The organism is Paenibacillus phytohabitans (assembly GCF_013141775.1).
Lineage (GTDB): Bacteria > Bacillota > Bacilli > Paenibacillales > Paenibacillaceae > Paenibacillus_AQ > Paenibacillus_AQ phytohabitans.
This window is the reverse complement of record NZ_WHOB01000029.1, coordinates 120,830-132,848: the sequence shown is the minus strand read 5'-3', so window position 1 is coordinate 132,848 and position 12,019 is coordinate 120,830. Positions and strand designations below refer to the sequence as shown.

The 12,019-nt window shown below is 49.9% G+C and carries 10 protein-coding genes; 9 read left to right on the top strand and 1 reads right to left on the bottom strand.

Annotation, left to right across the window (positions count from 1 at the left end; all coding sequences use genetic code 11):
• Positions 1–1,651: 1,651 nt before the first annotated feature.
• Positions 1,652–3,604, bottom strand: coding sequence for an ABC-F family ATP-binding cassette domain-containing protein (locus GC101_RS12295; RefSeq protein WP_171717507.1), 1,953 nt, complete (start codon positions 3,602–3,604; stop codon positions 1,652–1,654).
• 309 nt (positions 3,605–3,913) lie between these two features.
• Between GC101_RS12295 and GC101_RS12290 the strand changes: the two genes are divergently transcribed.
• The 9 genes from GC101_RS12290 (at position 3,914) to GC101_RS12245 (ending at position 12,009) form a co-directional block, all read left to right on the top strand.
• Positions 3,914–4,573 carry a 5-formyltetrahydrofolate cyclo-ligase gene (locus tag GC101_RS12290; protein ID WP_171717506.1) on the top strand — a complete coding sequence of 220 codons (660 nt, stop codon included), beginning with the start codon at positions 3,914–3,916 and terminating at the stop codon, positions 4,571–4,573.
• The gene (gene moaC, locus GC101_RS12285) at positions 4,564–5,040 is read left to right on the top strand and encodes a cyclic pyranopterin monophosphate synthase MoaC (RefSeq protein ID WP_171717505.1); all 477 of its coding nucleotides are present in this window, start codon (positions 4,564–4,566) and stop codon (positions 5,038–5,040) included. The genes GC101_RS12290 and moaC overlap by 10 nt, the downstream gene beginning before the upstream one ends.
• A gap of 90 nt (positions 5,041–5,130) precedes the next feature.
• A complete protein-coding gene (locus tag GC101_RS12280; protein WP_039302112.1) occupies positions 5,131–5,616 on the top strand; it encodes a MogA/MoaB family molybdenum cofactor biosynthesis protein in 486 nt (161 codons plus the stop codon).
• A gap of 128 nt (positions 5,617–5,744) precedes the next feature.
• A complete protein-coding gene (tatA, locus tag GC101_RS12275) occupies positions 5,745–5,987 on the top strand; it encodes a twin-arginine translocase TatA/TatE family subunit (RefSeq protein WP_171717504.1) in 243 nt (80 codons plus the stop codon).
• Positions 5,988–6,309: 322 nt separating this feature from the next.
• Positions 6,310–7,074: a twin-arginine translocase subunit TatC gene (gene tatC, locus GC101_RS12270; RefSeq protein WP_171717503.1), complete on the top strand. Its 765-nt coding sequence runs from the start codon at positions 6,310–6,312 to the stop codon at positions 7,072–7,074.
• A gap of 323 nt (positions 7,075–7,397) precedes the next feature.
• On the top strand, positions 7,398–7,679 hold the full coding sequence (groES, locus tag GC101_RS12265) for a co-chaperone GroES (RefSeq protein ID WP_039302104.1): 282 nt from the start codon (positions 7,398–7,400) through the stop codon (positions 7,677–7,679).
• A gap of 139 nt (positions 7,680–7,818) precedes the next feature.
• Positions 7,819–9,447: a chaperonin GroEL gene (groL, locus tag GC101_RS12260; RefSeq protein WP_039302101.1), complete on the top strand. Its 1,629-nt coding sequence runs from the start codon at positions 7,819–7,821 to the stop codon at positions 9,445–9,447.
• 256 nt (positions 9,448–9,703) lie between these two features.
• Positions 9,704–11,656 carry a zincin-like metallopeptidase toxin domain-containing protein gene (locus GC101_RS36115; protein ID WP_246354307.1) on the top strand — a complete coding sequence of 651 codons (1,953 nt, stop codon included), beginning with the start codon at positions 9,704–9,706 and terminating at the stop codon, positions 11,654–11,656.
• A gap of 17 nt (positions 11,657–11,673) precedes the next feature.
• Entirely contained in the window at positions 11,674–12,009 is a 336-nt protein-coding gene (locus tag GC101_RS12245; RefSeq protein WP_246354306.1) for a hypothetical protein, read from the top strand.
• The last annotated feature ends 10 nt before the right edge of the window (positions 12,010–12,019 follow it).

Genomic DNA, 12,019 nt, shown 5'->3' with positions numbered 1-12,019 from the left:
ACCCTCCGATATCTTCCGTTGATCTAATGTTAGGGTTCTTGCAAGTGTACTGCTCTAATTCCACTAGATGCGGGCTAATGGAGGAAATGAAGAGCAATAGTGCTCCTGATTTGACTGGATGCGGGCTAAAGGAGGAAGTGAAGAGCAATAGGGCTCCTGATTACACCAGATGTGGGGTCTGAAGGACGAGTTTGTTCTTGATCAGGAATCCGCCAGAAGACGGCAGAAGGGGGAAATCAAAGGGATAAATCCCTTTATATCCGCCAGAAGTGGGCGGAATGAGCAAATCAGAGGGATAAATCCCTCTAAATCCGCCAGAAGTGGGCGGAATGAGCAAATCAGAGGGATAAATCCCTCTAAATCCGCCAGAAGGGAGCGGAACGAGCAAATCAGAGGGATAAATCCCTCTAAATCCGTCAAAAGGGAGCGGAATGAGCAAATCAGAGGGATAAATCCCTCTGTTTGAAAAATACGGGCCAAAGGAAGAAATGAAGAGCACTAGTGCCCTTGATTCGACTGGATGCGGGTCAAAGGAGGAAATGAAGAGCTAGTGCCCTTAATTCGATTGGATGCGGGCCAAAGGAAGAAATGAAGAGCGCTAGTGCCCCAGATTTGACTGAATGTAAGCCAAAGGAGGAAATGAAGAGCGCTAGTGCCCCTGATTTGACTGAATGTAAGCCAAAGGAGGAAATGAAGAGCACTAGTGCCCCAGATTTGACTGGATGTAAGCCAAAGGAGGAAATGAAGAGCACTAGTGCCCCAGATTTGACTGGATGTAAGCCAAAGGAGGAAATGAGGAGCACTAGTGCCCCTGATTTGACTGGATGTAAGCCAAAGGAGGAAATGAGGAGCACTAGTGCCCCTGATTTGACTGAATCTAAGCCAAAGGAGGAAATGAAGAACATTAGTGCGCTTGATTTTACCAGTGGCTGCCCTGGATAGTAGTCTGAGTTGGGCAATGATGTGAGGTGGCTTTAACAATCTGCATCAGCTGCACAGGACGCATAAGCCACATAAGCCACATAAGTTGCATAAGCCGCATAGTTGCATACGCTCAGTTCGATTCTGCCGGTAGGGTGACTTTTTTCGTTTTAAGGTTTGTAGATGTTTGTAGATGCTTTTCCGCTTAAACAGCGGAGCGGACGGAACAATTGTGTACTCGCGGCAACGTCCGCCAGAAATTTTTTCTGCAGGAAAGTGCACTCCGGAAGCATCAGCAGTCTCCGGATTTTCACCGATAACAGAAAGAAGAAATCTGGAGAGCACAGCGATGGGAGTAACGGTCCTGCTTTTATCTCTTAATCAACAAATTTTGATCCATTGCGGGTTTTGTCAAGCTGTGGACAACGTTATCCACATATTCCGCACGAGTTGTGTAAAAACCGTGTAAAATCAGCAATAACGCCTTTTTTTCGAAGGCCATAAACAGAAGGTTATGCCTTGAATCATTTTTGTGAAAACTGTGGATAATGTGGATAATTCGGTGGATAAAAAGTCCTTGACAAGGAAAATAGCGATTTTACGCATAAAAAAAGCCCCGGAGGGCTATTTTTCAACAGGAGTTATGCACGAAAACTGTGGATGGCGCTGTGGATAACTATTTATGAACAAATCGGAAACAGTTGAATTTTATTTTTTTACTGCCTTTACATTATTCGTCAGCCAGTTTCTCCCATTCGCTAAATAAATCTGCCAGCTGCTGTTTCTTGTCCTTCAGATCACTTTCGTGCTCCTGAAGCGCCAGGTAATCCTGATAAACCTCAGGTTTGGTCATTTCATGCTCAATCCCGGAGATGGCTTCCTCCAGCCTGGCGATATTCTCCTCAAGGTCAGAGATCCTCCGCTGGCGGTTGCGCTCCTCACGCTTGGCCTGTTTGTCTGCTTCATAAGAGAGCGAGGTCCCTTTCTCGGCAGCAGCCTCGCTGTCCGCATTCCGGGAGGACTTGGCGGCGGCAAGCTCCGCTTCCTCCTCGGCAATGGCCTCTAGTTCACTTTTTTTCTCGACATAGTCGTCATAGTTACCGAGATACTGATCAATACCGCCAGGATGCAGCTCGAGCACCCGCTCAGCCATTTTGTTCAGGAAATAACGGTCATGGGAAATGAACAGCAATGTGCCTTCAAAATCAATCAGTGCCGCTTCCAGCACCTCACGGCTGACCAGATCCAGATGGTTGGTAGGCTCATCGAGAATCAGCATGTTGGCTCCGCGCAGCATCAGCTTGGATAGCGCTACCCGTGCTTTCTCGCCGCCGCTGAGTGCCGCCACCTTCTTCAGGACATCCTCGCCACTGAACAGGAAATTGCCGAGAATGGTACGGATCCGTGCTTCCTCCAGCATCGGGTATTCACTCCATAGCTCCTCCAGAACGGTGTTGCGCGGATTCAGCCTCGTCTGCTCCTGATCGTAGTAAGCGATCTTCACCTTGGTTCCCCAGTTGACCGTTCCGGCGGATGGTTCACGGGTGCCGGTCATGCACTGCAGGAGAGTAGATTTGCCGATACCGTTCGGACCGATCAGCGCCGCTGTCTCGCCGCGTCTAAGCTCAAAGGAAGCATTGCGGAACAGCGGGGCAGCCCCTTCGTTAAAAGCTACTGCGACCTCGCGGACCTGCAGCACTTCCTTGCCGGACATGAAGTCTGGCTCGAAGGAGAAGCTGGCCTTCTTCAGATCGCCCAGCGGCCGGTCGATGCGCTCCATTTTGTCGAGTGCCTTACGCCGGCTCTGCGCCCGTTTGGTGGTGGAAGCCCGCACAATATTGCGTTGTACGAAATCCTCCATCCGCGAAATCTCGTCCTGCTGCTTCTCATATTGCTTCATGCGGATCTCATATTCCGCAGCCTTCAGCTCCATATAGCGGCTGTAATTGCCTGTGTATCTGCGGGACTGGTGCCGCTCAATTTCCACTATGGTCGTGACCAGACGGTCGAGGAAATACCGGTCATGGGAGACCACAAGGATACCGCCGGGATATCCGCGCAGATAATCCTCCAGCCAGGTGAGCGTCTCGATGTCCAGATGGTTGGTCGGCTCATCAAGCATAAGAAGATCAGGGGCCTGCAGCAGAATGCGCGCCAGTGCCAGGCGTGTCTTCTGACCGCCGCTGAGCGTAGCGATCGGGGTCTCGGGTGCAAATTCCCCGAAGCCCATACCATGCAGGACGCTGCGAATCCGCGTGTTTATCTCGTAGCCGCCATGATCCTTGAACCAGTCTGAACGTCTGGCGTAGCGCTCGAGCAGATCCTCATAACGCTTCGGATCTTCCGCGAGCGCCGGATCTGCGATATCCGTTTCCAGCTGCCGCAGCTCCGCCTCCGCCTCAAGCAGTGGCGCAAAAACAGCGAGCATCTCTTCCTGAATAGTTTTATCGGATTGCAGGCCGCTGTTCTGGGCCAGATACCCTATTGTGGTTTCTTTGGATTTATGAATTTGTCCGCTGTCATACGACATCTCGCCTGCGAGAATCTGCAGGAAGGTGGACTTGCCGGCCCCGTTGACGCCTACCAGACCGACTCTTTCCTTCTCATTGACCATCAGGCTGATGCCGTCCAGCACGCTTTGTATTCCATATGATTTCGAAATTCCTGTCGCTTGAAGAAGCATTCTGATGAAACCTCCGCCCTTGCATATTCGCCTTGGCTCATTACGCCCGGCTTGTAATAATCTTATTCTATAGTTTACATGAAAAAGGTTTGCCGCGCGAGGGGGCTGCATCATTCCTGAGGGCCCTGACGGCGGCAGATCAGCTGTCCGGGCTCCCGGCATTTCACGGCGGGGCGGTCAAAGACAGTGCGCAGAACATTCCTCTAACAATGTAAATGCCGTAGCCTTGGCGAACCGGGGAGAAGAGTGGTAAACTGAGCTTACAAACTATGATAAGCTAGGAACATGTTGAAGAGGAGGCGGCTGCCTATGCAGGACAGCAGCATGCGGCTTGCTCTCCGGAAGCGTGAGCTGCGGGCCGGGAAGGCCGCTCTCCGGGACGGACTATCCGTGGAACAGAGAGGCCGGTTGTCTGCTCTGGTATGCAGTCATGCCTTGACCTGGTTCTCTCAGGAGCAAGGGGATTCACTGCTGGCCTATGCCCCGTTCCGCTCTGAGCTGGATTGCCGCCCACTGCTGGCTGAGGCTTGGGCCAGAGGACATGAAGTGCTGCTTCCGAGGGTCATCCGGGAGAGCGGAGTCCTGAGCATCCATCCGGTCCGGTCCTGGGAAGAGCTTGCTCCGGGAGCTTACGGTATACCGGAGCCAGTAACAGAAATAGCCGGACCCGGCTTATACGCCGGCAAGAGTGAGAGATCCGGCCTGCCGGATGCCGTATTCGTACCCGGCCTGGCCTTCGACTTGCGCGGCGGACGGCTCGGCTATGGGCAGGGCTACTATGACCGCCTGCGGGCAGCCTGGGAAGCAGAGCTTCCTGAATCTGCCGCCAGGCCCCTGTGGGTGGGACTGGCTTTTAGCCTGCAGCTGGTACCTGAAGTGCCGCTGGAAGAGCATGATGCCTTAATGGATGTGCTGATTACGGAGAACGGCATTTGGGACTGCCGGAAGGAGAGGAAGACATGGAGTTAACTCATTTCAATGAACAGGGCAGAGCCCGCATGGTGGATGTGAGCGAGAAGGAAGTCACCAGCCGGACAGCGGCGGCGCGAAGCCGGGTGCAGATGGACCCGGAGACGCTTGCCGCCATTAAAGCGGGCAGAATCAGCAAGGGAGATGTGCTCGCCGTAGCCCAGGTTGCGGGAATTATGGCTGCCAAGCAGACCTCCGCCTGGATTCCGATGTGCCATCCGCTGCCGCTTACCGGGGTGGATATCAGCTTCTCGGATAACAGCAAAGATGAACTATATATAGAAGCAACCGTCAAGACTACCGGCAAAACCGGAGTGGAGATGGAGGCGCTGACTGCAGTTTCAGCAGCGGCGTTGACCGTATACGACATGTGCAAGGCGCTGCAGAAGGATATGATTATCGGACCTACCCTGCTGGTGTCCAAGAGCGGCGGCAAGAATGGCGATTACGCGCTGGAGGAAGAATAGCTAACAGCATGAGACGTACGCTGAAGGTGCGGGCAGCGGCTGTATCAAGCAGCCGGACTTACATAGTACATAGAGAGGGAGGGACAACCTATGGCGTGGAAAACAGCAATCCTGACGGCCAGCGATAAAGGGGCCAGAGGCGAACGGGAAGACACGAGCGCCCAGGTTATTCGGGAACTGGTGGAAGAAGAGCTTGGAGGCGAGATTGTAGAATACCGGATCGTACCCGATGAGCAGGATGAGATTATTGCTGCATTGATTGAACTGACGGATTATTTCCAGGCGGATCTGGTGCTGACTACCGGAGGAACCGATCTGGCGATCCGCGACGTTACACCGGAGGCTACACGGCGTGTCATTGAACGTGAAGTCCCTGGACTCTCCGAGGCGATGCGCAGCACAGTGATGCAGAAGAACCGGGCGGTGATGCTGTTCCGGGGAATCTGCGGCATCCGCGGCCGGACATTGATTGTCAATCTGCCCGGCAATCCTAAGGGTGTGCATGAGAACCTGGCGGCTATTATGGATCAGCTGCCTGAAGCCTTGCTGATGGTTACCGGACAATACCGGCAATAACAGCACATGCTCCGGTAACTTCCGCATGATTCGTCACTCTAGACGATGGATGTGTGATATAAGTTATGGTATTATTAATTTATCGTTAACGATATCATGAACGGATAGAGTGATGGGAGGAAACAGTAATGCTAAATGGTATTGGTGCACCCGGAATTATTCTATTGGTTATCTTGGCGCTCCTGCTCTTTGGCCCGAATAAGCTTCCTGAGCTTGGGCGGGCAGTCGGACGTACCTTCCGTGAATTCAAGGACGGGGCGCGGGAGATCATTAATGAACCGGAACCGGCCCGGAAGAGTGAAGCACCTGCTCCTCCGGCTCCGCAGACTGTAGCAGCAGAACTTCCGCAGGACCGCCGTCTGCCGGAATAATTTCCATCCACTTACGCAGGGGCGTCTTTCCCAGGTCTGCTTCAGACTGGGGCGGCGCCTCTTTTTTCTCTAATCTATATAAATTTAATTAAAAATGACAAACAAGATGTGAGTAACGGAAGGGAAATTTGGAACTGTAGGAGCGTAGCGACGGCCTTTGTCACCGGATTTCCACCGCTAGAAGCGGTTTAAATCAAGAAATCTGGGGACAACAGCGGCCGGAAGTCCAAATGTTCTCTGTAGTTACGGTGGCATCTTCATTGAAATACCTTGAATTTAATTTATTTAGCCATTTTATATGTCATTTCGGGTGGTGTCAGTCATGTCTCTGGAAGCGGAAGAAATGTCTTTGGTCGATCATCTGACCGAGCTGCGCAGACGGCTTATCTACGTGCTGATCGTATTTGCAGCTGGACTTGTACTCGGATTGTTCGTTGCCAAACCGATCTATTTGTATCTTATCAGTGCTGACCCTGCCCAGGGATTCGTGCTGCATGCCTTCTCTTTCTGGGACGGGATCGGCATGTACATGAAGATTGCCATGGCCGTGTCACTGGCGTTCTCCGTGCCGTTTATTGTCTTTCAGCTGTGGGCCTTCATCAGCCCGGGCCTCCGGCCTGTTGAACGCAGCGCAGCGCTGCGTTATGTACCGTATGTGTTCGTTCTGTTTATTCTGGGCGTAGCCTTTGCCTATTACATCGTATTTCCTATGGCCTTGTCTTTTACAATCTCGATTACACGCAGCATGGGACTTGAGGAGACGTACGGCATAGCCGAATATTTCAATTTCCTGTTCAGTCTGGTGATCCCGCTGGCCTTGCTCTTCGAGCTGCCGCTGATTGTCATGTTCCTGACCAAGCTGAGAGTGCTCAATCCGCTGCGCCTGCGCCGGATGCGGCGGTATGCTTATTTTGCGCTTGTATTTATTGCTGTGGTGATCACACCGCCCGATTTCATCTCGGATTTTCTGGTGACAATTCCGCTTCTGGTACTGTATGAATTCAGTGTATTTCTGTCTGCGTTCGTTTACCGGAGGCAGTTGGCGGAGGATGCGCAGCGGGAAGCACGTTATATTAAGGCGGAGTAATGGAGGGGGCATATTTTGCCCCCTGGTGGATAGAATGTAAGAGAGTGTGTGCCGGACAAGCCCTGAAACCATAATTTTCCCCAAAACAAATACGATTTTACGTAAAAGGACTTGAAATCCGTCTTCAAGTTGAGTATCATAAAAATTGTTGTTAGCACTGCAAGCAGTTGAGTGCTAACGCTGTGGAAAATAGGGAATGGGCCGGCGAAACAGCATTTAAGTATGCTGATTCTCAACAGTGCCATAAGGACCGCTAAGATTCCCGGCAGTTCAATCTATGTTTTCAAGGTAAACAACATAATTTCAAAGGAGGCTATTTTTTCATGATTAAACCACTAGGTGAACGCGTATTGGTAGAACCAAGCGAGCAAGAGCAAACCACTTCTTTCGGGATCGTGCTTCCGGACTCTTCCAAGGAGAAACCGCAAGAAGGCACAATTATCGCTGTAGGCAGCGGAGCTTTGAAAGACGGAGTACGTGTAGCGCTGGAAGTTAAAGAAGGCGACCGTGTGCTTTTCTCGAAATATGCCGGAACTGAAATCAAATACGAAGGCAAAGAATATCTGATTATGAAAGAAAGCGACATTCACGCGATTCTTGACTAGTCTGTTAGAGCCTTTCATAAGTTAGAACCCGATTACTTATATACACAAAACTTAAGTTTATGCTTTCGAAGCGAGTTTTGTACGAAGTGAAATTAATGAAGCGAATGCTACACAAAACTTTTAGGAGGTTAACAACACAATGGCAAAAGAAATTAAATTCAGTGAAGATGCCCGCCGCGCTATGCTGCGCGGGGTTGATGCTTTGGCAAATGCGGTTAAAGTTACACTCGGACCTAAAGGCCGTAACGTGGTGCTTGAGAAGAAATTCGGCAGCCCGCTAATCACCAATGATGGTGTTACCATCGCCAAAGAAATCGAGCTTGAAGATGCATTCGAGAACATGGGCGCGCAGCTTGTTAAAGAAGTTGCTACCAAGACTAATGATGTAGCCGGTGACGGTACTACAACTGCAACAGTTCTGGCTCAAGCCATGATCCGCGAAGGTCTGAAGAACGTAACTGCAGGCGCTAACCCTATGGTTATGCGTAAAGGTATCGACAAAGCGGTTAAAGCTGCTGTTCTTGAACTGCAGAGAATTTCCAAGCCTATCGAAGATTCCCAGTCTATCGCACAAGTAGCTGCTATCTCTGCTGCTGACGAAGAAGTAGGCCAACTGATTGCTGAAGCTATGGAAAAAGTCGGCAAAGACGGCGTTATCACCGTTGAAGAATCCCGCGGATTCCTGACTGAGCTTGAAGTGGTAGAAGGTATGCAGTTCGACCGCGGTTACATTTCCCCGTACATGATTACAGATACGGACAAAATGGAAGCTGTTCTGGAGAACCCGTACATCCTGATCACTGACAAAAAAATCAGCAGCACTCAGGAAATTCTTCCTTTGCTTGAGAAGATCGTTCAACAGGCGCGTCCGCTGGTTATCATCGCTGAAGATATCGAAGGCGAAGCTCAGGCAATGCTGATCGTGAACAAACTGCGCGGAACCTTCAATGCAGTAGCTGTTAAAGCTCCTGGATTCGGCGACCGCCGCGAAGCTATGCTGCAGGATATCGCTGCTCTGACAGGCGGCCAAGTGATCACTGAGAAGCTTGGACTTGATCTGAAAAGCACTTCCATCGAGCAACTGGGTAACGCACGCCAAGTGCGCGTAACCAAAGAAAACACTACAATCGTAGACGGAAGCGGCGACAAAGCGGATATCAATGCACGTGTAAGCCAAATCCGCTCCCAGCTGGAAGAAACGACTTCCGAGTTCGACAAAGAAAAACTGCAGGAGCGTCTGGCTAAATTGGCTGGCGGCGTAGCCGTTGTCAAAGTCGGTGCTGCTACTGAAACTGAACTTAAAGAGCGCAAGCTCCGCATCGAAGATGCCCTGAACGCAACCCGCGCTGCGGTTGAAGAAGGTATCGTATCCGGTGGGGGTACTGCTCTTGTGAACGTATATGCTGCTGTTGCTGCTGTAGTAGCTGAAGGCGACGAAAGAACCGGCGTTAACCTCGTGCTGCGCGCACTGGAAGAACCTGTTCGCACCATCGCTGCTAACGCAGGCCAGGAAGGTTCCGTTATCGTGGACCGTCTGAAAAAAGAAGCTGTAGGTATCGGCTATAACGCTGCTACCGATGAGTGGGTAAACATGTTCGAAGCGGGTATCGTTGACCCTGCGAAAGTAACCCGTTATGCTCTGCAGAACGCGGCTTCCGTAGCTGCAATGTTCCTGACTACTGAAGCTGTTATCGCTGACAAGCCAGAACCGGAAAAGGGCGGAATGCCTGATATGGGCGGCATGGGCGGTATGGGCGGCATGATGTAAGACAGCTTTACAACCCTTGCTGAGGCAAGGGGGGAGCTGTTGGGGAGTTCAATTCCCCACATAGGGTAATACAATTAGAGGCTTCTCACGAGTTCAATGAACTTGTGGGAAGCCTTTTTTTAGCTTTGAGAATTCAAAAGTAAGGATAACTAGTGATTAAATGGAAAATAAAACCGATATATAGTTTATTAGTAACTTCTTGTTTTACATAAGCTTTCCAACGATGAAGCAGTGTATAAAGAATTGGAGGGAAGGAATGTCAGCTGGAAAAATGGTGTTTGACGCCGATGAAGCCCGGCGTCTGCAAACGAAAATAAGCCAGGTAAGTGAAGACACGAACCGGTTGTACCTGCAACTGAAAGGCCAGGCCAGCCAATGGGACGGGCTACCCATAGGGACAGGCCGGTTGCAAGCTCAGGTGCTTATCAACGAGCTGACTGTAGAGGCGGAGAAGCTTGAGGATCTCATTCGGATAGCGGTGAAGGGTGTTCAGGACGTGCAGGACGAAAGCAAGCGTCAGGCGGGCCAGCTCAGCCAGCAGTTCGGCATTTTTGGCGGTATGTTCGGAAGTTTTGGAGCAGGGTTCGGGAGCGCGGGAAGGTTGCCAATTCCGGCCTTTGCCCAGAAGATATCAACCAACCTGATTTCTTCGATAGCGATCCTGAGCGGCAAGGATGAACTGAACAGCGATCCAATGGTGCGGAAGCTTCTGGACATGAACAGTCAGTCCGGCCTGGGGACAGTGGACTCCATTGCCGTGCAAAGCAAGCTCAAGGATATCTACGAAGCACGGGACCAGATCGCAAAGGCGCAGACAGCTTTTGGCGTGTACCAGGCATTTGGAAACCAGGCGCAGATGGATAGGGTGCACCAGTTGGCGGAAGAGGCACGGGCGAAGCTGAAATCGTTTGGAGTGGATGAGGTCCAGTACCAGGCGGGGAAGGATCTGAGTGTCTACTTCAAGCAGCCTGCAGTCAAGGCATGTAAGTATGATCCGTCCATTACGTCTGGTAACGTACCTCTAGTACAGAATGAAGCGTATCTACTGCTGCTGCGGATGGGGATGGAAGATGGAGTTCAGGGCAAGTGGGCGAAGGGGCAGCTGGAAGGCATTCATGCTACAATGAAGCAAATGATAGCTACAGGGGTCAATTTAGGCGTACATATGATGACGAACCAAGGTGCAGAAGCTTGGGGAGACGTCGCCCGGTTAACTTCCTCATTTGCGCAATTAGAAAGCTATAACCTGTTTAAAAGCAAAGCGCCGGATGAACAACCGGAAGCGCCAGAGAAGTCGAAAAATGCTTTCTTAAAATCGCTGGACAGTTTCAAAGAGATTGGGACGGGTTTCATGGATACGTTAAGAATCCGTGCGGATAAAGCCACAGATTCCCCCTATGACTTTGTCAACTGGATAACGTTAGGCATTGCAGGCGATCTTCCCGTAGGGATATACAGGCAAGCCAAAGAGCGGGCGGATCATATGTTGGATTCACCGGAGAAGTTTGCGGATTGGTTGACGCTCGGGACAGTAGAAATGGGGAAGGGGGCATTCCACCCCGAAGAAAGCTGGTCCGCAGAGCATTGGCTTAACAGTTTGGGAGTAGTATCGTTGTTGGTGGGTCCCTTGGAAAAGTCCTTGTTATCTACAGGTGGCGAATTGCCGAAACCGATGATTTCAAAAAATGCAGCTGACAATGGGATGGATATATTCAGTAAAGATAAGGGCGGGCAGGGTATTGAGGGGACGGGAAATTTTGATTACAAAGAATGGGCAGACATGCCTGTTAGCGGTGAAGTCAGAATAACATCCAATGGACAAAGATTAATTAGCATAAGTGAATTGAAGTTGTTTAAAAAAGAAATGAATGGAAAAGGAATTGAACTTATTCCTGATAAAAAAGGAAGTATATTACCGGATGATGTGGCTGCTGCTTTCGATCCAGATACTGGATCGATAATCTTAAGAAAAAACCCAACCTATTTAAGTGCTGTTCATGAATCATACCATGCTGAGCAATGGATGAAGTTGGGAAAAGAAAATTATTTAAAGCAATCAAGACTCGAAAGGGAAGAGTATGTTTTTAACGAAATAATGAAGAACAAAGATAAGTTTTCAGAAGCCGAAATATTATTTTCTATGAAGTATATTTATAAAGTAAGGCATGGAGAATGGCCACCACGAGATTGGACAGGATTCACAGATTGAAAGGAGAACAATTAAGTATGAACTTATCAAGTAAGCAAGCATTGGAGATTGCTTCGGCATATACAGAGAAATACAATTTATCAGGAAAAATTGTAATTAATAATGAAAGAACTGTAAAATCATATGATGGATTTGATGGAGTAGAAGGGATTACATGGATTGTCTTAGTTACAATAGAACCTACAATTTATCATGCGGATAGTGAATTTTCTATTATTATTTCTGATGAAAAGTCACAGGTTGAATACATTATTGATGCAAATGGGCATTATTACGCTCCTCATATAAAAGGAAGTGGCGGTATGACAGATGAAGAATTTGATTCACTATGGGATGATGACAGTGATAGCTAGAATTATTTAA